The 21,863-nt window shown below is 50.4% G+C and carries 21 protein-coding genes; 5 read left to right on the plus strand and 16 right to left on the minus strand.

From position 1 onward, the window contains the following. Positions 1-54: 54 nt before the first annotated feature. The 8 genes from H6624_08220 to H6624_08255 form a co-directional block, all read right to left on the minus strand. The gene (locus H6624_08220) at positions 55-1,854 is read right to left on the minus strand and encodes a hypothetical protein (GenBank protein MCB9084317.1); all 1,800 of its coding nucleotides are present in this window, start codon (positions 1,852-1,854) and stop codon (positions 55-57) included. Positions 1,855-2,061: 207 nt separating this feature from the next. Next, a complete protein-coding gene (locus H6624_08225; GenBank protein ID MCB9084318.1) occupies positions 2,062-2,718 on the minus strand; it encodes a hypothetical protein in 657 nt (218 codons plus the stop codon). A gap of 23 nt (positions 2,719-2,741) precedes the next feature. After that, positions 2,742-3,389: a hypothetical protein gene (locus H6624_08230; GenBank protein MCB9084319.1), complete on the minus strand. Its 648-nt coding sequence runs from the start codon at positions 3,387-3,389 to the stop codon at positions 2,742-2,744. An 11-nt stretch (positions 3,390-3,400) separates the two neighbouring features. Then, positions 3,401-4,162: a hypothetical protein gene (locus H6624_08235; GenBank protein ID MCB9084320.1), complete on the minus strand. Its 762-nt coding sequence runs from the start codon at positions 4,160-4,162 to the stop codon at positions 3,401-3,403. Between the two features lie 488 nt (positions 4,163-4,650). Further along, complete coding sequence (locus H6624_08240; GenBank protein ID MCB9084321.1) at positions 4,651-5,907, minus strand: SpoIID/LytB domain-containing protein; 1,257 nt, start codon at positions 5,905-5,907, stop codon at positions 4,651-4,653. 12 nt (positions 5,908-5,919) lie between these two features. Then, the gene (locus tag H6624_08245) at positions 5,920-6,657 is read right to left on the minus strand and encodes a slipin family protein (protein ID MCB9084322.1); all 738 of its coding nucleotides are present in this window, start codon (positions 6,655-6,657) and stop codon (positions 5,920-5,922) included. 18 nt (positions 6,658-6,675) lie between these two features. Beyond that, on the minus strand, positions 6,676-8,022 hold the full coding sequence (locus H6624_08250; GenBank protein ID MCB9084323.1) for a nodulation protein NfeD: 1,347 nt from the start codon (positions 8,020-8,022) through the stop codon (positions 6,676-6,678). Continuing rightward, on the minus strand, positions 7,992-8,462 hold the full coding sequence (locus H6624_08255; protein ID MCB9084324.1) for a hypothetical protein: 471 nt from the start codon (positions 8,460-8,462) through the stop codon (positions 7,992-7,994). Before H6624_08255 ends, H6624_08250 begins: the two co-directional genes overlap by 31 nt. Before the next feature lie 219 nt (positions 8,463-8,681). Between H6624_08255 and H6624_08260 the strand changes: the two genes are divergently transcribed. Next, a complete protein-coding gene (locus H6624_08260; protein MCB9084325.1) occupies positions 8,682-8,933 on the plus strand; it encodes a hypothetical protein in 252 nt (83 codons plus the stop codon). 90 nt (positions 8,934-9,023) lie between these two features. Here the strand turns inward: H6624_08260 and H6624_08265 are convergent, their stop codons facing one another. The 3 genes from H6624_08265 to H6624_08275 all read right to left on the minus strand — a co-directional run bounded on the left by H6624_08265 (position 9,024) and on the right by H6624_08275 (position 12,545). Continuing rightward, positions 9,024-9,629 carry a hypothetical protein gene (locus H6624_08265; GenBank protein ID MCB9084326.1) on the minus strand — a complete coding sequence of 202 codons (606 nt, stop codon included), beginning with the start codon at positions 9,627-9,629 and terminating at the stop codon, positions 9,024-9,026. Between the two features lie 360 nt (positions 9,630-9,989). Next, positions 9,990-10,757 (minus strand): hypothetical protein, encoded by a 768-nt coding sequence (locus H6624_08270; protein ID MCB9084327.1) that lies wholly within the window; start codon positions 10,755-10,757, stop codon positions 9,990-9,992. A 267-nt stretch (positions 10,758-11,024) separates the two neighbouring features. Beyond that, the gene (locus tag H6624_08275; GenBank protein MCB9084328.1) at positions 11,025-12,545 is read right to left on the minus strand and encodes a hypothetical protein; all 1,521 of its coding nucleotides are present in this window, start codon (positions 12,543-12,545) and stop codon (positions 11,025-11,027) included. Positions 12,546-12,722: 177 nt separating this feature from the next. Here H6624_08275 and H6624_08280 point away from each other — a divergent pair, with 177 nt between their 5' ends. Further along, positions 12,723-14,285: a Re/Si-specific NAD(P)(+) transhydrogenase subunit alpha gene (locus H6624_08280; GenBank protein ID MCB9084329.1), complete on the plus strand. Its 1,563-nt coding sequence runs from the start codon at positions 12,723-12,725 to the stop codon at positions 14,283-14,285. Between the two features lie 14 nt (positions 14,286-14,299). Then, positions 14,300-15,718: a Re/Si-specific NAD(P)(+) transhydrogenase subunit beta gene (gene pntB / locus H6624_08285; protein ID MCB9084330.1), complete on the plus strand. Its 1,419-nt coding sequence runs from the start codon at positions 14,300-14,302 to the stop codon at positions 15,716-15,718. A 34-nt stretch (positions 15,719-15,752) separates the two neighbouring features. Here the strand turns inward: pntB and H6624_08290 are convergent, their stop codons facing one another. The 4 genes from H6624_08290 to H6624_08305 form a co-directional block, all read right to left on the minus strand. Further along, positions 15,753-16,148: a hypothetical protein gene (locus H6624_08290; protein ID MCB9084331.1), complete on the minus strand. Its 396-nt coding sequence runs from the start codon at positions 16,146-16,148 to the stop codon at positions 15,753-15,755. A 104-nt stretch (positions 16,149-16,252) separates the two neighbouring features. Next, positions 16,253-16,729 (minus strand): hypothetical protein, encoded by a 477-nt coding sequence (locus H6624_08295; protein ID MCB9084332.1) that lies wholly within the window; start codon positions 16,727-16,729, stop codon positions 16,253-16,255. 165 nt (positions 16,730-16,894) lie between these two features. Continuing rightward, entirely contained in the window at positions 16,895-17,383 is a 489-nt protein-coding gene (locus H6624_08300; GenBank protein MCB9084333.1) for a hypothetical protein, read from the minus strand. 76 nt (positions 17,384-17,459) lie between these two features. Next, complete coding sequence (locus H6624_08305; GenBank protein ID MCB9084334.1) at positions 17,460-17,942, minus strand: GreA/GreB family elongation factor; 483 nt, start codon at positions 17,940-17,942, stop codon at positions 17,460-17,462. 178 nt (positions 17,943-18,120) lie between these two features. Here H6624_08305 and trxA point away from each other — a divergent pair, with 178 nt between their 5' ends. Then, positions 18,121-18,492, plus strand: coding sequence for a thioredoxin (trxA, locus tag H6624_08310; GenBank protein MCB9084335.1), 372 nt, complete (start codon positions 18,121-18,123; stop codon positions 18,490-18,492). A gap of 116 nt (positions 18,493-18,608) precedes the next feature. Further along, positions 18,609-18,863: a zinc ribbon domain-containing protein gene (locus H6624_08315; protein ID MCB9084336.1), complete on the plus strand. Its 255-nt coding sequence runs from the start codon at positions 18,609-18,611 to the stop codon at positions 18,861-18,863. 57 nt (positions 18,864-18,920) lie between these two features. On the opposite strand, the gene H6624_08320 is transcribed toward H6624_08315, so the two are convergent. Further along, positions 18,921-21,842 (minus strand): FHA domain-containing protein, encoded by a 2,922-nt coding sequence (locus H6624_08320; GenBank protein ID MCB9084337.1) that lies wholly within the window; start codon positions 21,840-21,842, stop codon positions 18,921-18,923. Positions 21,843-21,863: the final 21 nt, after the last annotated feature.

A 21,863-nucleotide genomic window follows, 5' to 3' on the forward strand; every position in this document is an offset into this window, starting at 1 on the left:
CGGCCGGGGCAAGGGAAAAGGGGGGGGCAGGAGACTCACAGCTCCACCCCTCAACTATCGGGACCAGGACTTACCTCTGTTGTGGCAATCATAGCAATTACCTAGCTGGCCATTGCTAAAATTATAGATGGGCGACTGGAACCAGCTTGGCCGATTGCCGTGCTCCTTAATGCCTTTGTCATAGTGACAGGGCAAACAGTGCTGCATTTTGGATCCATCAGCTTCTTGGTGTTTAAATTGCCAAGGGGTTCCTCCACGATCTTTGTTCCAATGACAGGCAAAACAGTCGGTCGCTCCATAGTGGCTGTTGTTCGACAAATTCGGATCCTTGGTCATGCGATTACCCGTATTGGGCCGATCATTCGCATGACAGGAATTACAGCTCTGTGGCGTTGGGGTATGATTGAATGTGGCATTTCTCCAGTTACTTACGTCCCGATGGCAGGCGTAGCAGTCTTGAGTGCCAATTGAAAAGTGGGTTGGTGGAAAGGCATCGTTGGACTTTCCATCACCATGGCAACTATTGCAGGATGTAGGCATGGGCACATGATTGTATGTGGCACCCTGCCAGGTCGTTGTGCTCTTATGACAGGCATAGCAGTCCTCGGTGCCCACATCAAAATGGGTCGGCGGGAAGGAGTCCTTGAACTTGCCGTCCGCGTGACAATTGTTACAAGACGTCGGCATCGGCACGTGGTTGTAGGTCCCTCCCTGCCAGGTCGTTGTATTCTTGTGACAGCTGTAGCAGTCCTCCGTACCAATCGCAAAATGGGTCGGCGGGAAGGAGTCCTTGGCTTTGCCATCTGCATGGCAATTGTTACAGGATGTCGGCATGGGCGTATGGGTGAACGTGCCTCCCTGCCAAGTTGTGGTGTTTTTGTGGCAGCTATAACAATCATCGGCCCCAATCGGGAAGTGAGTGGCAGGGAATGAGTCTTTAAACTTACCATCTGAATGACAGGCATTGCACGAAGTAGGCATAGGTGTGTGACTGTAAGTCCCGCCCTGCCAGGTCGTTGTACTCTGGTGACAACTCGCACAGTCTTGTCCATTCACGGCAAAGTGAGTGGGTGGGAAGGAATCCTTAAACATGCCGTCGGCATGACAGTTGTTACAGTTTGCCGGCTTGGGAACATGATCATATGATCCACCAGCCCACGTCGAGGGGTTCTTGTGACATTCATAACAGTCACGTGTCCCCACATTAAAATGATTTGCTGGATAGCTCTCGCGAGGGCGGCCCACACCATGGCAGCTAGAGCAATTAGTAGGCAAAGGTGAGTGGTCGTAATTTCCGCCCTTCCATTTTGTTGGATCGGTATGGCACTGTTTACAATCCTTTGTTCCGATATCAAAGTGGTTAGTTGGGAAAGAATCGTGAAATTCCCCATCGGCGTGACAACTGGCACACTGATCTGGAAGCGGATTGTGTGAATAGCCTCCATTGGTCCAAGTCGCTGTACTGGTATGACATTCCACGCAATCTTTACCAGCCACATCAAAGTGAGTGGCGGGATAAGAGTCAAACTCGGCTCCATCAGCGTGACAGACATTACATGCTGTCGGGAAGGGGTTATGGGCATCGGGAATATTCTTCCAGCCATTGAAGTTGTGACAGGTTTCACAGGTGCGTCCACCACCGTGGTCTGGACTGGGTAACTCGTCGGCATGACAGGTGGTACAGGCAACGCCCATCACCACTTTGTGATCAAAATTCTGTAGTTGTTGGGATTCCAAATCAGTCACACCAGGCTTTTGTACCTGGCAGTTTTGAAAGGGCAAAACAATAAGAGCCAGCAAAACGGCCGATAGAAACAGCCGTGCCCCGATCTGTTTATTTCTCTGTTCGCGCATTGCCAATTGCCACTCCCGTCGTGGCTCACACTGATTACATTCAAATCCCCGTACTGACTGACCTTTTTATTTTCGTACGATTGGCGAAAGAAGTGAATAGAGGACCCTTAACTGTCTCAAATTAAGCCAATTTCCGGCGGTTCAGATTGAGAAGAGAAAAATTCTGTCGAAATATTCTTGTGGATTTCACCCAGGAATCGGGTGAGATTAGTCAAATCCGACCATGGTGGAGATCTTGCCAAGGTAATCTTCACCCTGGTCATTAAAGTCCCAAAGCTGAAGCTGAATCACTCCTGCCAACTCATCTGACCCTTCGACCAAGTCATAGGAACGAGCCACGAGCGCGGCACCTGCACCCTCTCCTTTGAGAGTGACGGAAAATTCGTCTTCAATCACGGCTGCATCGCCTGTGTCGACAAAGACCTTGGTGACGAAGTTGGATTCCCCTGTTACCTGCATATCGAGGAGCAAGGCGTTTTGGCGAACACCTGAATCGTCAATCAAGTCCAGAAAAATGGCCCGCGCCTCACTGAGATCCCAAACCGTGATATCTTCACGGCCCATAAAGTAAAAATCGAGCAAGGAGAGAATGGCGGCCGGTGGGCCCATCGTTCCGCTATTATCGACAAATCCTTCGGCAAAGAAAATAGTCGAGTTGGGATTCTCCACAATGGACATGAACTTTTGCATGTTGCCAGTACCAGAACTGACCGAGGCGTTCTTGCCAATCTCGGCAATCAAATCAATCAATTCATCGTCTGTGATGCCGGGGTCGGCCTCCCGCCACTGGTAGGAGCAGCCTGAAAGGAAGAGCGCCAGCACCAGACTGACTATTGTAATTGTGTGTGCGGTGATGGTTTTCACGGCTCTTCCTCAATATTCGACAATTAATAGCTAAAGAAAAACTGATTTAATGGCGGCAATCCAGGGAAGCCCTGAACGCAGGGAACATTGTTCACCGATTCAACCACCACATCACCGATGAATCCATAAGGGTAAGAGAACCCTTCGGCATCGATGAGGTTGGGTTGCACGTCGTCCACAATTCCATAGATAATACGCATATGAAGAATAGTGCCATCTCCATGATGAGCATCAATTCCCAAATTCTGGAACATACCACTTCCGCCATCCCACTGTCCGGCCTGGTAGGTCGTCAAGGTGTAGCCTCCAATCGGCATCGGACAATACTGGTCCGAGCTATTGACGAACATCACTCCTGTCGCTGAAACCGGGCCATTATAGCCCCAAGAGCCTCCAGTGGTTCCTGCAGAGCCGACCAGGTTCATACCGATCTGCATGCGGTAGGCTGAGCTACTGGTTCCGCCATTAAATCCCAGAGCGGCTCCCAACAAGGTTCCATCTATATTACAGTTGGGGCAGTTAGGGTCATAGCGGTTAGCACCAGGGGTGGCCGCAGACTTCTTGCCGTCTTTCTTTCCACAAGCTGTGGTCATCATCGCCATGGAGACCATCAGTGCGGCAAACAAAGACCACACAAAAATCACTCGGTAATTTACTGCTGACGTTTTCATATCACTAACCCTCAAAAATTCGCCAGAATATCCTCAGTCTGGCCGTTAAACGCTTCCTTCAAACTCATTCCCGAAAAGGTTCCTAACTTCTGATAACCACTGTCAGGGTTGATGGCCCGAGTGGTGTCCACAGCACGGTCGGTCTTCCAGGCGCGGCAATCATATGGTCCAAGAGAGACAAACCAGCAACGAGTGGGCGGATGAGGGGCGTAGGTGAAACCGAAGTTCTTAAACCACACTGAGCCACCGACTTTGTCATCGGGCCCAGCTCCATCACCTAGATCGATCCACTCGTCGATCACAAGCACAATGCCACCCAGGAAGTCCTCAAAAAACCCGTGGTAAGCATATTTGCCACTTTTGTGAAACCACACGTTGTACTTCACCTCTTTGTCACTTGATCCCGAAGTGAAGTAACCGGTTTCCTGGTAACCATTGTCCACATAACTAATAGTCACATGGCCACCGTAGCCGTTACCGTATTTCTCCAAGTTCACATTGACCCTAATATCTGTGGGATTGTTCATGGGACGGCCGGTGTAATCCGACATCCGGGACAAGCTCACAATATTAAGTGCAGCTGTTCCACCAAACTCCCAGTTGTCGCCTGGGCCTTCACCAGGTCCTGTTCCCGGTGGGACATAGGGACCCTGTGGAACTTCCACAATTGGAGCTTCCGGTGGAGGCTCCGTCTTCTTTTTCTTTTCCTTCGCACAACCAGCCAGTACCACCAGGCTGGTCAATGCGATCAGAATGTTCTTCCAGTGCTTCATACTTCTACCCTCGTTAAGTAGACCTTTCCTTAATTGGTCTTTTCTACCCGCTGGTAGTGCCAAGCCTGTGCCCGATTTCCTCAAAATGAGACAAGTCACTGAAATGACTCAATTTTAGACTCGTATTGTGGATCCATTGGCCACTTTGTAGAAGTGTCAAACCCCCACTGTAAAGCCAATTATTGTCAGTTTTTCGATTACCGCATAGATACCAATAACTTAGACCTATTCTCACCTGCCAAAAGGAGATCTGCACTTCCTCAACATGGCTCCTAAGATTTGGAATTTTTTAAGAAAATCTGGAGCCTCGACTAAAGTTCCGCAGACTTCTGCCGACAGGTCTTTTGAGGGAGTGTCGAAATGATAAGAGTGAATACTGTGAACCTGCTCGCCGCCAGCGCCGTTGTTTTTTTCGTAGTTAGGGTGCTAATTGGGGTGATGAGCTAGTCCCACCAACCAAATCTTATGATACCCACCCTTGGAAGTCCTCAAAGGGTGATAGCCTGTTGCCCTGACTTGGCCTTTTTCTTCAAATCCTGTGCAGACCAGCCCCCCACCTCAGATAGAGGTTGGATTCGAGCCTTCATATAGTAGTGTTTGAGAATCTGCTGATAACTAAGACCCCGGTTAGCCAAGGTTCGAGCCCCCCATTGACACATTCCCACACCGTGACCAAATCCACGGCCATGAATAGTCAAATCCTCTGCACCCCAGTGAAGCTGAAAATTGGTGCTTTTGATCCGGGAAAAACCCAGCACCCGCCGCAGATCCTGAGCTGAAAGTATCGCCTCCCCGCGATTAAACAAAACCCGCAAGTTTCCGACTCGCCGAGATGGGCTGCGGTCGATAACCTCAAGACTCATAAATGGATCATCAGTCGGCCAGGAAAGATAGCGCCCCAACCTTTCGCCCAATTCCTTGCGCTTGATCTTAAATGTCCACAGGCCATGGGGACTCAATGGGCAACTGGGGTCCTTGACCGTTCCCATTTTCGCGCCCGTCCCCCACACTCGACCTGGCTCCTCCGTCTGTCCCCCGCAGTCGCTATGATAGTACGCTCGGACGATCTCCCCTTGCGCATCGACCAACACCTGGTCCTTGGTTTCGCGAATCACCTGGGATATGGTTCCCCTGTGATGGGGGTTGGTTATCACATCATTCATCATGGAATAGACCTGATCAAAAACTGACGCCTCCAGATGAAAGTGCTCGCCTTGTTTTTCATTCATCAGGCTATACATATAGGAGCGACTGGCAACCACCTGAGCCTTAAGTGCCTCAAGAGGCCAGGACGCCGGCATTTCCGAGGGCAAGACTCCAGACAGGTAGCTTTCAACATCCAACTCAGTGATCACATCAATGCGCCCATCCTCGCGTGGAAAAAGTTTGAGGTGGCGGGGTACCGGCTCTAACCCCAAACGCATGACTTCTCCATGGACCTCCAGAGGTAAAGTCTGAGACTCCACAGTCTGTTTGGAATCACGATATTGAATTTTCCAAATGGGAATCCCGGACTTGGTCGGTTTGAAGCGAATACGTATGGACTCCAACCGGGGCGCGACAGCCGCAACCGGGACAACTGATCTTTGAGAACCTAAAGAGCTCAACTTTAAGTCCATTGCCTGAATATCCACGGACTGGAGAGCGCGACGGAGTCGAACTCTAACGGGCTCAGCTTGAGCACCAGTGCCGAGCCCACCCGCAACGATCGCTATTGCCAATATTGAAAGAATCCATTCCTTCAAATCAGGACCTCCTCACTTATTCAACGAATCTTTAAAGGCCGTAAGAAAATCAAGTGGCAGAGGGAATATAATTGTCCGCGTCCCTTCTCCACTGATGTCATTCAAAGCCTGAAGGTAGGCTAACTGCAGAGCTGACGGCGACTCAGACAACTTTTTTGAAGCCTCAGCTAGGCGCTCTGAACGCTGCAATTCACCTTCAGCACTGATCACCTTTGCCCGGCGCTCTCGTTCAGCCTCAGCCTGACGAGCCATTGCCCGCTGCATTTCTTTAGGCAAGTCGATGTGCTTCATCTCCACAACCGTCACCTTAATTCCCCAGGGCTCAGTCGCTTTATCCAAAATCTCCTGAAGTGCATGATTGATCTGATCACGACTGGCGAGCAAATCGTCCATTTGGTACTGACCTAGAACCGATCGCAAAGTCGTCTGCGCCAGTTGACTGGTTGCAAAGTAATAATCTTCCACCTTGGTGATGGCTGCTTCGGGATCCATCACCCGGAAATAGATCACTGCATTGACTTTCATACTGACGTTATCGAGAGTTATCACGTCCTGAGGTTGGATGTCCATGGTGATGGTTCGGGTATCGACTCGAATCAATCGCTCCACTCCCGGAATCAAATAGATCAGTCCAGGGCCGCGAACGCCAATGGAGCGACCAAACCGCAATACCACGCCCCTTTCCCATTCCGGAAGGATTTTGATGATCGAGAAAATAACTATAACAATAAAGGCAATGAGAAATCCCATTTGCGGCGAAAACATGCTTTAGGTCTCCTTTTGTTTTTCCACTTCAACAGTCAAGCCCTTGTGATCCACCACTTTGAGGTGCTCACCGACCTGTACCTCTTCCTGGCAACGAAAGTGCCAGGTTTCCCCCGCCACCTCCAACTGGCCCTCCCGAGCATCCTGAGGGTCTATAACGACGGCTTTACCTTCAAGGCCAATCATGTCGTCAAAACTCCCCCGTTTTTGTACCTTACGCGTATTGAAAGCCATATAGGCAACCAAAAACATGATCGCCCCAAGCCCAATGGAGGTGGGAGCAATCAAGGCTATCGGAAGCTCTACTCCAGTGCGAGCCGGATCAAATAACATTAGACTGCCAACCACAAAACAAATCACACCACCAATGCCCAATACGCCAAATCCGGCCACAAAGGCTTCGGCAATCATCAGAACGACCCCCAACAACAAAAGAAGAAGTCCTCCCCATGTTACATCCAAGCGATGCAAGCTCACCAGACTGATGATCAGACCGGCCGCCCCAATCACACCCGGAACCAACAAACCAGGATGAGTGATCTCGTAGTAAAGCAGGGCCAGACTTCCCATAAACATCATGTAAGCGGTTTGCGGATCGGTCAAAAAGGCCACCAGTCGATGGCGAAGATCCGGCTCCCAGATTTCCAGAGGGCCGACCACTACAGGGGACTCAACCGGCTGATCTTTGATTTGGGTTTTTCGCCCATGAGCAAAGGTCAGAAATTCCTGCTTCTGACGGCCAACAAAATCAATAGCTCCAAGCTTTAGCGCATCTCTGGCACTGACAGCCTTGGCTTCGAGGATAATGTCCTGACCAAACTTTTCACTCCGTTTTCTCAATTTGGTGAGACCTTCCAACCAGCTGCGAGTGTCGTTGAGAAGTTTCTTGCGCAAATCCTCTGGAATCTCCTGGCCGGTTGAGGCAATCGGAGTTGCCGCCCCAATGTTAGTGGCCTCCACGGCCCCACTGACGTGACAGGCCTGAAGAATGATCGCTCCCGCACTTCCTGCGTGACCACCACTGGGATGCACAAGACAGAGGACCGGAATTGGCGAGTTCAGAATCTCCTCAACAATGAGACGAGTGGATTGGAGACTCCCACCGGGAGTATTAATGAGTGCGAGCAAAGAGGAGCATTTGTTGTCCTGAGCACGGGCGAGTCCCCGCTGAAACAAATCCAAAGTCGCCGGTCCAATGGCTCCGACCACCTCTATTTGCAAAGTACAGGTTCCAGGTTCAAGTGACTCTTCACCAAGACTCACCTGAACCGTAAACAGCAAGGGAAAAAAAATGCTCAAAAGCAATCGCCCCAAGTCCCTCACTTGAGCAGCTCCTTCATGTGCTCCCACGCCTCTTTTTTCTTTTTCGCCACCTCTCGACCACTCCCCAACATATCTGCCAATCCGTAGGTCAGCTTCCAATTGACGCCACCAAACACCTGGGTCTGGCCCAGCTTCAAGCTCCCAACTCCGAGCTGCTCCGCCCACTGCCGCCCAAACACCAGACCCTTTTTCACCGTGATTTGCGAAACCAAGTCTGTCAGCTCCTCTTCACTGCCTTCACCACGCAAATAAACGACCGAAGACACCTTGAGGGCCTGACGAATTCGCTCCCACAATTCACTCAATTGAATCGACATGGGTTCCGGCACAAAGAGAACAAATTGTCCTTCCGGATCACCTTCCCAACTCCAACGACTCGGTGTTTGAGGACTAGATCCCTGAGTCAATGAAAGGCTTTCAGGAAGGAGTAGATCTCGCACTCCCAACACCTGATAGAGATATAACATTTCTGGAGAGATCCCTTGCGGTGACAACATAGCCCTACCTTAGTGAAGTCTAGTCGTGAGGTCACCGGTTGTCTTATCGCGTAATCACTCCAGGACCCGGCAAAATTTTCTTCGGTCTGAAGACTAAATTAGCAGTTATTTCCAGAGCTTGCCTTAAGCAAACAGATGGGACTCCGATAGCGCCTATGTAAGGTTAATCACCTAGCGAGGAGGAAACGCATGGACGCGTTCAAGAAAGTTAAGGAAGAAGAGACTCCTTCAACTGAACCCCAGATTGTGGCCGAGTTCCACATTATCGATAGACCGAATCACCGCGAGGAATTTCTTGAGGACTACCACCACTGCTGCCTGTGCGGTAGTGAGCTCGTATTCACTCACAATACGAACTTCATTACCTTGGAAGTCAAAGAAGAGGCCTTTTGCACAGCATGTAACATTCGCACCAAGCAAGATGACCATCGTCTTCATTAGTGGCCACCAAAAAAAGGGAGGCTGACGCCTCCCTTGTGCTTCCCCCATTTTGGTTTACCCAAGAACCATTTGGACGCTAAGGGACAATATTTACTTTTCTGAGGGCTCGTTGCCGTTGGACTCTTTCGGCTCCCGAGGCTCATTTGGTTCCTCAGGTTTTTCCTCGCCGCCGCCTTCTTCGCCCCCATTGTTCTTACATTCTTCAAGCATTTCCTGAAGCTCACGTTTAAAGTTCTGCTCCCACTCTTCAATTTGCCGCCAAAAACCCTCGCCCTCTTCTTCCAGGGCCTGCAGTCGGCGCTTGGCCTCTTCCTCAGTAATCTCCTGGGCCTCAAGAAGCTCGAAGATCTCTCGGCGCTCCTGTTCTCGCAAATGTTTGAATTCCTGGATAGCCTCTTCCAATTCCCTTTGGAAGTGGTGAATCATCTCTTTAGCCTCTGCCTCGCAGGGGCTTAGCCCTTCACCTGGCTCACGGCAGCCTGGCTCTTCACCTTCTTCCCTGCCATTCTCACCCTCTTCCTTACACTCGCAGCGACCTTCCTCATTCCCATCAAGAACATTGCTGCGGGCATCATTGCTAAATGAGAACCCGTTTAGCCCACTACTATCTTTTGCAAACCCGACCCCATTTTTTAAGACATCCTCACAACCGGTCCCCAATACCAGAAGTGCCAGGATAATAAAGATTCTCGTCATCTCAGACTCCTTTGTTTGCTTTCACCACCACGTCCCGCACTATTAGAATCTCAAAAGAGCAGACAATCTCCCACTGACATTATCCGACACAAAACTGCGTATGCGGTCGTTCTCGGTCGTTCCACAAAATCCTTTCCTCAGTGGCTGAGTTTGACTGCCCGTACACCCCGTAAATTCTCACGCGCCTTTCGGCCGCAGGCGCGTCTTCGGACTGCGTCACCGTCGCTGCCGCAGTTCGGATACGCCCATGCGCGACGGCAGAGGATTCGAATTCACGGGGTGTACGGGCAGTCAAACTCAGCCACGACGAAAGGCAACCACTGGTTTTGTGGAATACGATAAAACTAATTAGGGTGAAAGCTAGGGGAAGAAACAGGCGTCTTGTCGCTCAGCGAGAACTCGCCGCTCGCTTCCGCGCACTAGGATCGTAAGCTCTACCGGCTTTTGCTTCAGGCGGTCGTGATAGATATTGAGCTCATAGTTGAAAGAATCGACGAGCAGCTTCAGCCAATCCAACTTGTCCTCAAACACACTCGGCTCAGCTGGCTCAAACTCGACAATATGGGGTCCATTGCCCTCAACTTCCTCAATGATGGTTTCAACAAAAGGATTGCCATTCTCTTCCAGTACATTGACCTGAACATTCAGCAAGGCTCCGCCTTGAATCGGCTCTTCCAATTCACGAAACATACAGGTCCCCAACAAGTGAGGACGAGGTTCCTCGTTGGTGGGCACTTTTTCCTCAGCGCGGTACAGATCGCCACCAAAGACGACCACAGACTCATAGAGAAAAATCACATCCTTACTGTCGATGTTCTGGGGATTTTCCTCACGGCAGTTGTCGGAGTATGAAAGATTTCCCTCACTGTGAACCCGAATTATGGACTTCACATGAGTCGGGGTACCATCTTTCAGAAAGCACGTTTGGGAAGGATCTTGCTGCACCAGCAAGCCTGGGTCCAGTTTGCCGTCATAGCCCGAGCCGTGGCCTGAGGCCCCTTCCATTTGCTTTGCTGATGACTGGAAATTCTTGAACCGCAGCTTTGAATTGGTGCAGTTTTGGAATAAGCCCAAAGTAAGACTGAGAAACGCAATGGTACCTATGAGATACTTTGAATTCCTTTTCACGCCTAGCCTCACTTTTCTAGCCTCTCAGTTATCATTCTACCCAATACGGGGAGAAATCTCGACTGATATTACCCGACAGGTGAACTCCCAAATGAAAATACTCGGCCCCAGGGGTTGTTAGGGGCCGAATACCGAGCGATTAGTACGAAAATGCAGCGGAAAACGGGAGTTAACCTATCTGCCACTTACAGTATCTCTAATTTGACAACGGAAAAGAACTGACATTATCCGATAGAAAGGGGAAATCTCATCTCAACCTGAAACAAGTCAACCTGCCTGCGCGTGGGGTTCAACAATTTTATAGGAGGTGTTTCGTCCTGATCCTGCTCGTAACACCAGATTTTGATCCATACAGGAGTTAATGAAGGCATTGAAGGAGGTCCGCGAGAATCCCAGGGCCTTACATGCCTGTTTGGCAGTAAAGTCGGACTTCCCCAGCTGTTCTCGAACATGCATGAGTTGCATGAGTTCCTTGTTATACTCAGAGGACAGCTCCTCACCGATCCGCAGACCTAACCCCTCACCAATGACTAAGGAGTAAGCCCCATCGGTTTCCTCAATAGTCAAATCCAGGTGGGCCTTTTTCAACCAAGCACGAAGTCTTTTGATGAGCTGATAAATGCGGTCGGGCGAGGTCACCGGATCGAAGTAATCCTGGGGAAAAAGACTGGAAAACAGTCCACCCAAACGAATCGGTCTATATTGATCACGAGACAGGAAGTATATCCCACGATGGAGATTCTTTCCCTTGGGAAGTTGAGCCTTTTTTCCTTCAATCTGAGCACCCATAAGGTCAAAAACGATAAGGGGATCAGCACCCTGATCGCGGGTGAAAACATAGTCGTGGGGGGGGACAAAAAATCCCTCGGTTGCTGAAAGGATTCTCTCTCGGTAGGATCGATAGGGGGTACCAAAGTAAAGGTGGGCCGCCAAATCCGAGTCTTGCGTTATACCGGCTTCGTGAAGGTCGCACTCGCGCAAGGTTTCCCAGTGATGAACCCTTAACGCCTCCTCCCGCAATCGTCGCAAGTTTCTCAGTGCTGGCGCTGAAGAATCTCCCTGCAAAACCGGAAGCAACATCTGGAGCTTAAACACATAGAACTGACTGAGATTGCCCCCTTGAGAGAGATTGGATTCTGAACGTTTAAGGAGGTTCAAAGCCTCGGCAAACTTTTTCTGCTCCAACATCAATTGGGCATTCAACTCCAGACAATTACCATGGAGAAGAGAAAGTTTGCGCTCCTCTGTCTCCCTGAGCAAATCAGCAAGTAAGGATTCAGCCTCCCCCGTTGCTGAGGAATTAATCAAGGCCGCTGCCAAGTTCACCCGGCCAACGAGGCGCTGATAGTCTTCCAGTTTTGGAAATTGACAGTAGGTCCGCAGCAATGGCGCGGCTTGAGCGTATTCCCAGCGGGAAAAGTGCATAAAACTCTGAAACAACAGAACCTGGGGCACATCCTCCGGCCGAATTGTGGATAGAATGTTTTCAGCCTCTTTAGTAACTCCCAAATAGGAAAGACCAACTGCGTATTCCGCCAACTCGTTTGGATTAGCCGACGACTTGAGTCCGGCTGCCGGGCGAACCAATGGCTTTAAGATTCGCACTGTCAAATCAGGCAAATTGTTTCGTCTCGCCAGGTTGGCCAAGGGTAACCGGTGCTCATGAGGAATGGATTTTAGGCTGAGCTTCTTCAAGCTCCGCCTAACCTCCAACCCCTTACCCTGGCGGTTCTTATTCTCAAGCTGAGAAACCAGCCTTTTGTAGTCCATAGTCCTGTATCGGACCATCCACCTGGCGATCTAAAGAAAAATCCAATAACCTATGCAACCCCAAGCATTTACAGTCTGTTTTGCGCCGCGCCAATGAGAATAAATCTTCGCTGACAGCTGCCCGCTGCGCCTCTATAAATAGGGCTCCAGTTACCAATACCTAAGATCAAGTTTGGGAAGACAAAGGATGCGGATATGACTCCTCTTAAGATCGGTGTACCCCTCGAAACCAAAGAGGGCGAATGCCGGGTGGCGCTTACACCCGATACGGCCAAGAAACTGCAAAAGATGGGCTTCACACTGCAAATTGAAGCCGGTGCAGGGGCTAAGGCCGACTTTACAGACGAGGCTTATCGTAAAGTGGGAGTCACGGTGGTCGATGACTGCAAGACCCTGTGGGCCACATCTGATATCGTTATGAAAATCAATCCCCCTCAGCAGCACAGCCAGCTAGGGACTCATGAAATCGACTTGCTAAAGCCTGAAGGCCATTTGATCAGCATGATTTGGCCGGCGCAAAACAAAGACTTGGTGGATCGCCTGGCTGCAAAAAGGGCCACCGTCATCAGTATGGACTGCATCCCGCGCATCTCAAGAGCACAAAAGATGGACGTCTTAAGTTCCATGGCGAACATCGCTGGTTATCGGGCCGTCCTCGAAGCCGCCAATCTGTTCGGCCGCTTTTTCACAGGACAGATCACCGCCGCTGGTAAAGTCCCTCCCGCAAAAGTGATGGTCATCGGCGCTGGTGTGGCCGGCCTAGCGGCAATTGGAGCTGCTCGGGGACTTGGAGCCATCGTCCGCGCCTTCGACACCCGCCCGGAAGTGAAAGACCAGGTAAAAAGCATGGGGGCCGAGTTCCTTGAGTTGGATTTTGAAGAAGAAGGAGCGGGCACCGGCGGATACGCCAAGGTTATGAGTCCTGAGTTTATCAAAGCAGAAATGGAACTCTTTGCCCAACAGGCAAGAGAAGTGGATATCATTATCACCACGGCACTCATTCCCGGAAAACCGGCACCCCGCCTGATTACTGCCGAAACTGCAGGCCTAATGAAAGAAGGCTCAGTCATTGTGGATTTGGCTGCCGAACAAGGTGGCAACTGCGAGTTGACAGAAAAAGACAAAGTGGTGAGAAAAGGAGGCGTATCGATTGTTGGGTACTCCAACTTACCAAGCCGCCTTCCTTCCACCGCCAGCCAGTTATATGGCACCAATATGACCCACTTGTTGTCTGATATGACCAAAGGTGGGGAGTACAAGATCGACCTTGAAGACGAAGTGGTTCGCGGTGCACTCATTGTCCATAACGGCGAAGTCACCTGGCCACCGCCAAAACCTGCAGGCCCTCCGCCACAAGCAAAACCGGCTCCTGCCAAGGCGCCACCTCCGCCCCCAGTTGAGAAGCCAAAAGGAAAGGTTTCAGGATTGGACTTTGCCCTCATCGGTCTGGCCATAGCACTTTTTGTTATTGGCCGTGGAGCACCAAATGACTTTCTAGGCCACTTTAGCGTTTTTGTTCTCGCCTGTGTGGTGGGTTGGCAGGTTGTGTGGAACGTCACTCCCGCCCTGCACACACCTTTGATGAGTGTAACCAATGCGATTAGCGGAATCATTATTATTGGCGCTATCGTCCAACTCAAAGCAGACGTAACTGGTCTGGCCGCCATTTTGTCGCTGATTGCGGTTGTGATCTCATCGATAAATATTGCCGGTGGTTTTCTAGTCACCAAACGAATGCTTAAGATGTTTCAGAAGTAGTAGGAGAACTGACCATGACTCAAGGATTACTGACGGTTTCATATTTAGCGGCAAGTCTCCTCTTCATTTTGAGTTTAGGTGGGTTGTCTAACCAGGAATCAGCGCGCAAGGGGAATCTCTACGGAATCATTGGCATCACCCTGGCCATCGTCGTTACCTTACTAGGGGCCGGCAGTGGTATGGGTCTAGCCGCGACTCTCGGTGGAATTCTCATCGGATGTATCATCGGCGCCATTGTCGCGGCTCGCGTGGCCATGACTTCGATGCCAGAGCTGGTGGCCATCCTCCACAGTTTTGTGGGCCTGGCGGCTGTTTTGGTCGGCGCATCAAGTTACCTGGCGGGAGACGTGGACCAACTCTCAGGTGCAGCCAAAATCATTCACGAAATCGAAATCTTTGTTGGCGTGTTTATTGGTGGCATCACTTTTACTGGCTCCATCGTCGCCTTTGGAAAACTGCGCGGAAGCATTGGCAGCAAGCCCTTGCTATTTCCAGGGAGACACTTCGTTAACTTAAGTGCCGTGGTGGGTTCGGTTGTTTTGGGCCTGATGTTTTCCCAGGCCACGGGAACAGGTGAAGGTCTTCCTCCCTTGGTTATTATGACCCTTATTTCCTTCTTCCTTGGCTGGCACTTGGTGATGGCCATAGGAGGAGCGGATATGCCAGTAGTGGTCAGTATGCTCAACTCCTACTCGGGGTGGGCTGCTGCAGCCACGGGATTTATGTTGGCCAATGACTTATTGATTGTGACCGGCGCCTTGGTGGGCAGTTCTGGTGCCATTCTCAGCTACATCATGTGCAAAGCCATGAATCGCTCTATTTGGAATGTGATTTTTGGTGGATTTGGAGCGACACCGGCCAAACCTAAAAGTGCCGGTCAAGAGCAGCCAGCGGGGGAAGTTCATTCGATATCTGCTGAGGAAACCGCTGAGCTGATGATGAACGCTTCTAATATCATGATTATACCTGGATACGGAATGGCCGTCGCCCAGGCCCAACACCCGATCAAGGAAATCACTTCAATTTTGCGCAACAAAGGCGCCAACGTTCGCTTTGGCATTCACCCTGTTGCGGGTCGACTTCCGGGGCACATGAACGTCCTATTGGCCGAAGCCAACGTCCCCTATGACATTGTTTTCGAAATGGATGAGATCAACGAAGATTTCCCTGAGGTGGACGTGACTCTGGTGATTGGCGCCAATGACATCGTAAATCCAGGGGCACTGGACGATCCCGACAGCCCCATTTACGGTATGCCCGTTCTTGAGTGTTGGAAATCAAAAGACGTGATCGTCATGAAGCGCAGCATGGCTTCGGGCTATTCTGGCGTGGACAATCCCCTCTTTTATAAGGAAAACACCAAGATGCTTTTTGGTGATGCCAAACAGGGGGTCAGTAGCATCCTCACAACGATTCAATCGGGTGATCACTAAATCAAACACCGACAAGACGCTGAGGGTGTAAGCTTCAGCGCCTTTTCGCTACCACCTTAAGAGACAGAGTTTCTTTGCCCTCCGGAGAGATGGCCTTGATCGTCCCTTCATTTCCAGGCTGGAGAAGAATTTCCGACTTCGACTTGTATTTCGTCTTGTTCATCTCGAATTCCATCTCCACATCCAGATGAATGGCATCTTTGATATTGGGATGCTCCCTGTCACTGGCCATGATTTTGGTCTTAAATGTCCGATTAAGGTCTGTGGATGTCTGCACCAATTCAATTTGCTCCCCCTTGACCGATGTCATGGTGGGCGAGGTGATGAGTTTTCCATCGGCATAGAATCGAAGAAAAATTTCATAGTCTTGACTAGAGGCAAAGGCCAGACTCGAACAGGCAAGGCTCAAAACCAAAATGACCGACTTCATAATTTGACTCCCATCTAGGAAAAGTCAGTTTAACAACAGGAGCTGCTGACTGTCCAGGAAGCTAAAGTCCAGTTGAGGTCATCGATACTTTCTTAAGAATCATGTTATTGAGCCTGCCTTGGCCAGTATCCCCAACACTGCCCCTGCTCGGGCTTAATCGGAGCTGCACAAACAAAGTTCAGTAGCTCCTGATATTGGCCAGCAATGGTCTCCAGCCGCTCTCCCTGATCACTGATGATCTCTTTCCATCCGCCAAGGGTGTAGGCCTTCTTTTCGTCTTTGGCGAGCACCTGAAATTGCCCGGCCATTTCCTTCATCACACCGGTGGCGTAGGCATTCTGGCCACCCGCCCGATGAACCAAGACATCCAAGTCATCGGCCAGATTGCTCGACATCTGACGGGTGAGGAGCACTGAACTTCTGGCAAAGGCAAAGTCCTTGGCCCCACTTACTTTCTGATTTTGAAAGTGAATGAGTTTAAGACCAGGCCCTAACCCCATAATGAGGCCACAACTGAAATCCTGACCCCAGCTGGATGAGCTGAAACTAAGGCATAAAATGACTGCAATTCGACCAAGCATGAGCGGACTCCCGATCTCCAGCGATTCGCCTCAATTGGGAGCAATTTTTTAGCCAACTATTTTGGGCTTCAACATCGTTAGGATGGCTCCTGAGAATGCCTGATCGCCACAATTTGCTCGCTCGCCAAAATTCGTCAGACCACCTCAGGTTCGATGGAGGACCAACTACCGCGGTCGGTGAAACCTCAAGGTCAGTTGGAAGGCGGAGTACTCGCGAAAGGGATACCACTCCCCGCCAAATCTCAGAGTCATCCTTTGCCCGAGTGGAACATCCAGGCCCAATTGGGGAGACACTCCCAGCCCCGAATTGAAGTCTCTCTCTGGAGCACGGGACACCAAATAGGCCACACGAGCTCCCCAAAATAAAGCAGCTCTCTCATGGGCACGCTTGTGGAAGTCGATAAAGTAAGATTCCAGATGGTAGGTTTGATCCGGAGCTGTTTCAATCTCATTGGACAGGTAGCCAAAGGAAACCTCTCGTGGGCCCTTGCCACCGGTGAGGGAAAACCCCAGACCCGTTGATGGCCCCAGAGAAGTGGCGTAGCCTTTGGAGCCAATCAGGTTCATAGAGCCCTGAGACCAGGCCTTCAGCGAAAGCCCAAATATTAGAGTAAGTACTAGAATATACAAGGTATTTTTAACAACCTCTGCCATCGTCTTTCTCCCTGTTACATAGATAACACGGATCAGATGGGTAAGTTGTGCCAGATAAGTCTATATGGCCGCCAGGCTACTTAACAGAAAGAATCTCGTACTCATGAGAGGAGTCTTTGGTCTTCATCTCAAAGCTATCCCCCACTTCCCTATTGAGCAGAAGCTTGCCAATAGGGGATTCGGGCGAAATGGTCTGAATCACCTGTCCATTGAGCTCAAGGCGAATTCCACCCTGAGTAGGGATAAAAAAGAAAGTGCGCTTTTCATCCCCATCCATTTCCACTTCGACAATGGCCGAGCTTTGAATGGGTTTTTGATCGTTGAAAGACAAAATTGTCATCTTGCGAATGGTATCTATGGCACGAAGGAGAACTCCAGCCCTCTCCGCTTGAGCACCGGCAAGATAAGAGGCCTCCAAGCCTCGGGTATCATATTTGTTTTCCGCCTTGGATTCCTCATTGGTGGCCGCATCCTTAGCTTCCTTAGCTGAATCAAGGAGTGCATTCAAAAGCTTTTCCAAATACTCCACAACCATGTCGACAAGGACCTTTTTGTCCATAGACCAACCCCCGGACTTCTATTTTCCCAACTATTATTGAGAAAGCATAGTACTGAGTCAAAAATTGGTAGCACCGCATCCGGATCAGATTAGACTCCAAGTCATCTTGCCTAGCTGGACCTAAAGACCTAACCTTGGGTCAGCAGCTGAATTCACCCTTTTAACAGGATCCTAACCTATGCCCTTGATCGACATTACCGACGGCAACTTCCGTGAAACCTACACGAACAACGAAATCATCATCCTCGACTTTTGGGCTCCCTGGTGTGGTCCCTGCCAGGCATTCGCACCAATCTTTGAAGAAGTCTCGAAACAATATCCGGAAATCGTTTTTGGCAAGGTCAATACCGAGGAAGAACAAAAGTTGGCCCTACACTTTCAAATTCGCAGCATTCCCACAATTATGGTGATCCGCGATCAGCTGGAAGTCTTTTTCCAGCCAGGCCTCCTTCCGGAAGAGCAACTCATAGAACTGATTGCAGCAGTCAAAAATCTCGACATGGGCGAAGTACGCCGCAAGATCGAGGAAGAAGAAGCAAAAAACAATTAGGCTTTCGGACCGAGGGTCCGGAATTCACCTTAGCCGTGGAAATACCTGCCTGTATTGGTTAAAATCAAAGGGTAAATTCCAAACAATTTAGACAATAGTCCGGTTAAGGAGAGACAATGGAAACGGAAAAGGCCTGCATTAGTTGTGGAATGCCACTCAAAGAATCTTCACACTTTCCCCTCGGAGACAGCAGCAAGGAATATTGCGTTCATTGTGCCAATCAAGATGGATCTTTAAAAACCTTTGATGAGGCCTTGTCCGGAATGACTGATTTTATCGTTAATGAGGCTGGGGTCACAGAGTACGAGGCTCGCCGCAAGGCCTACTCCATTTTAACTCAGAATCCCGCCTGGAAGAATCATAAGAACTAATTCCTGAAGAAATCTCCCTCTGGCCATCAGTCCCACTTTGCCAGCTGATGGCCCCAATCAAACGTAGTAATATAGCAATGGGATCGTCGCTAGCAGGAAGAAGACGATCCAACTGGCAGCAATCGCCGTCTGCTTTTTCTTATCTTCCTTGCCATTACCACTATCTTCTTTGTCCCCACGTTTAAAGAGAAACAAACGCTTGGGTTTGCTGACCTTGGCCTGTCTCTGCTCGCGAGACATGGACAGCGAGCGATCGACGATGTTCTTCATTTCCTCAAACACGCGCTCTACATCCTGGTCACTCATGCCACCGTCGCCCAGTCGACGAAGAGTGGCCTCCATTCCTAGCTGTAGATTCTCCATGAGGAGATTGACTTCATGGCGACGGCGATTTTCAGAAATCTTCGCCTGTATCTCCCACTGCTCATCGATGCGCTTTTGTTCTGCTTTGCGGAGCTTATCCAACTCCACATCCATCTGTTCCCTGCGAAGCTCGTATTCCTGTTGGGCCTTGGCGAGAATTTCTTCCTCTCTTTCCTTAGCCTGAACGAAAATCTTTTTCGCTTCGTCACGGGCCTGATCCCTCTCCTGCAAGCTCTGCTTGAGAGCATTCTGCGCTTCGAGCTTTAATCTTTCCACATCTGCCAACTGAGCCTTTTTGAGGTTCTCCACCTCTTTCGCTGCGTGAGCATGCTGAGCCTGTAGCTCCTTCTGCTGGGCAAGGACAAACTCTGCTGCCTCGGCCCGAGCCTGCTCAAAGGCCTTGGCATTTCTCTCATCCTGTTCCTTAATGAGCGAATCCACCTGCTGTTTGGCCTGGGCCAAAAGGTTGTTGGCCTCCACCTGCGCCTTGGAGCGGACCTCGCCTACCAGTCGCTGCGACTGACCGATTAACTGGTTGGCTTCTTCCTGGGCCTTGGCCTTTATCTGATTGGCCTTCTCACGGGCAGCCTCGATCAGCTTTCCACCATCGGCCTCGCGCTCTTTAAGAACGCCTTCGGCTCTCCTATGAGCCTCACTATAAATAGTGGCCAGCTCATCTTCCGCCTCGGCCCGCATGGACAGAGCCTTTTGATGAGACTGCTCTTTGATTTTTTCCGCCTCCACATGGGCCTGCTCCTTAATGGCCTCGGCCTGGGCTGTGGCCTCAGTGACGATGCGCGAAGCCTCTTTGTTGCGCTCCTCTGCGGCCTTTACTTTTGCCTCTTGAATGGTCTTGGCCTCATAGTGCCTGGCCTCATCCACCGTCTTTTGCGCCTGAATTTTTGCCTCTTCAATGATGACCTGGGCCTTTTCATATTGTGCCTGCAAAATTTCTGAAGATTTGCTTTCAGCCTGTTTGATCAAAGCATCCACCTGGGTTTCTGCTTTAAGGCGAGCTTCGTTAAACAGGCTTTGCCCCTTCTCCTGAGCCTGGGCCTCAAGGGCAAAAGCCCTTTGCCGACCCTCTTCAACTATTTTTTCCGCACCTTCTCGAGCCTGAGCCAATAGAGCATCCGATTCGCCTTTGGCCTTTTCTACAACCTGACCGGCCTCTGCTACTGCCATATTGTGTCTCGCCAAGGCCTTTTCCTGGGCCGAACGTAGGATCTCATTCACTTGTTGATCGCTTTTCTGCCTTGCCGCCTGGACCTCTTCTTTAACAGCATTAAGCTGCTGATCGGCCTCCACCACAGCCTTGCGGCGAATTTCATCACCGGCGGCTTTGGCCTCATCCACCACGGTCTTTGCCTGTTCGTCCGCGTAGCTTTTGATTTCTAATGAGGCCGTCTGAGCCTTGCGTACCAAAGTATCAGATTCAGTTTGTGCCTCCTCACGAATTCCAGCCGCACGGTCCTGGGCATTGCGGACAATCTTCTCTGCCGACTCCTCGCTCGCGGAGATTAGCTGGGAAGACTTATCTCTGGCTTCAATAACCAGGGCCTGAGCTTCAATCTCCGCGTCCTTCCTAAGCTGAAGAACCTTTTGGTCAGCTTGGCTGAGTTTTTCGTTGGCCTGCTTTTCCGAGACTTCAAGAACCCCTGAGGCCTTTTGCTCGTACTCCATCAAAATCGCCTTGCCTTGATCCTGAGCCTGCTGGCGAATGGCTTCCACATCTTTATTCGCCTGAGTGATCATCCTCGTGCGATTGGTGTCACTGGTCTCTTTTGCCCGGCGCATGATCTCATCAGCTTTGCCTTTGGCGACTTCAAGAAGTTTATGAGCTGACTCCTCGGCCTGTTGCTCAGCCTTTTTGACAATCTCAACACGCAGACGCTCAAAGGCCTCCTTCATCTTTTTCTGATCTTCTTCGACCTTGGCGCGGTTCTTTTCCAATTCAATCTGCTGGTTTTCCAACTCCTGGCGGGCTTCGGCCGTCACTTTCTTGGCTTGGGCATGGGCGGAGTTTAAGACCTCACTGGCTTCTTTGAGTTCGGCCTGTTTTTTGATTTCAGCTTCGCCGAGGATCTTTTCGGCCTCATCACGAGCAGCGGCAAGAATTTCATCGGCCTTATCGTAAGCCGAGCTTTTGACCGCATCACAGTCTTTCTTGGCGTTATTGACGTTTTCCTGAATTTCCTTGATCCGTGTCTCTTCAAAGCTTTTAGCTCTCTCTGCAGCCTCAGCAATCATCTTGTCCGGACTCAAATCCTCATCAAAGCTTTGCACGAACAAATCAATTTGTAAGGCAAACTCGGCTTCACCAAGGGTGATCTTGTCACCGGGACAATAGTGATAGGGAACATCAGGTTGAATGGCCTTGCCATTGACCATGGTGCCACCTTCGGTTTTTTGATCGGTCAGCCAGATTTGATTTTTTACACAAGAGACGACCAGGTGGCGCTTATCCACACCCTTGCCCTTGATCGTCACTGGAAGTTTTGGCTGCGAGCCTATGGTGAACTTTTCAAGCGGCACAAAGGCAACGCGATTGTCCCCCTCTGCAGCTACTTTGACACGAAAGAGCTTCCCCGTCTTACTTTGAAGCGCCAGGTCCATTTATCCCCCTAAGATTTCCCC

Source organism: Pseudobdellovibrionaceae bacterium, from assembly GCA_020635075.1.
In the GTDB taxonomy this organism is placed as follows: Bacteria; Bdellovibrionota; Bdellovibrionia; order Bdellovibrionales; family UBA1609; genus JADZEO01.

What these genes read in the sequence shown, in the direction of transcription:
- H6624_08275 (MCB9084328.1), bottom strand. Translation starts at nt 12,545, where the DNA reads ATGGTCCGATACAGGACTATGGACTACAAAAGGCTGGTTTCTCAGCTT.
- H6624_08305 (MCB9084334.1), bottom strand. Translation starts at nt 17,942, where the DNA reads ATGGACAAAAAGGTCCTTGTCGACATGGTTGTGGAGTATTTGGAAAAG.
- H6624_08315 (MCB9084336.1), top strand. Translation starts at nt 18,609, where the DNA reads ATGGAAACGGAAAAGGCCTGCATTAGTTGTGGAATGCCACTCAAAGAA.
- H6624_08235 (MCB9084320.1), bottom strand. Translation starts at nt 4,162, where the DNA reads ATGAAGCACTGGAAGAACATTCTGATCGCATTGACCAGCCTGGTGGTA.
- H6624_08320 (MCB9084337.1), bottom strand. Translation starts at nt 21,842, where the DNA reads ATGGACCTGGCGCTTCAAAGTAAGACGGGGAAGCTCTTTCGTGTCAAA.
- H6624_08255 (MCB9084324.1), bottom strand. Translation starts at nt 8,462, where the DNA reads ATGTTATATCTCTATCAGGTGTTGGGAGTGCGAGATCTACTCCTTCCT.
- H6624_08290 (MCB9084331.1), bottom strand. Translation starts at nt 16,148, where the DNA reads ATGAAGTCGGTCATTTTGGTTTTGAGCCTTGCCTGTTCGAGTCTGGCC.
- H6624_08260 (MCB9084325.1), top strand. Translation starts at nt 8,682, where the DNA reads ATGGACGCGTTCAAGAAAGTTAAGGAAGAAGAGACTCCTTCAACTGAA.
- trxA (MCB9084335.1), top strand. Translation starts at nt 18,121, where the DNA reads ATGCCCTTGATCGACATTACCGACGGCAACTTCCGTGAAACCTACACG.
- H6624_08230 (MCB9084319.1), bottom strand. Translation starts at nt 3,389, where the DNA reads ATGAAAACGTCAGCAGTAAATTACCGAGTGATTTTTGTGTGGTCTTTG.
- pntB (MCB9084330.1), top strand. Translation starts at nt 14,300, where the DNA reads ATGACTCAAGGATTACTGACGGTTTCATATTTAGCGGCAAGTCTCCTC.
- H6624_08265 (MCB9084326.1), bottom strand. Translation starts at nt 9,629, where the DNA reads ATGACGAGAATCTTTATTATCCTGGCACTTCTGGTATTGGGGACCGGT.
- H6624_08280 (MCB9084329.1), top strand. Translation starts at nt 12,723, where the DNA reads ATGACTCCTCTTAAGATCGGTGTACCCCTCGAAACCAAAGAGGGCGAA.
- H6624_08300 (MCB9084333.1), bottom strand. Translation starts at nt 17,383, where the DNA reads ATGGCAGAGGTTGTTAAAAATACCTTGTATATTCTAGTACTTACTCTA.
- H6624_08220 (MCB9084317.1), bottom strand. Translation starts at nt 1,854, where the DNA reads ATGCGCGAACAGAGAAATAAACAGATCGGGGCACGGCTGTTTCTATCG.
- H6624_08245 (MCB9084322.1), bottom strand. Translation starts at nt 6,657, where the DNA reads ATGGGATTTCTCATTGCCTTTATTGTTATAGTTATTTTCTCGATCATC.
- H6624_08295 (MCB9084332.1), bottom strand. Translation starts at nt 16,729, where the DNA reads ATGCTTGGTCGAATTGCAGTCATTTTATGCCTTAGTTTCAGCTCATCC.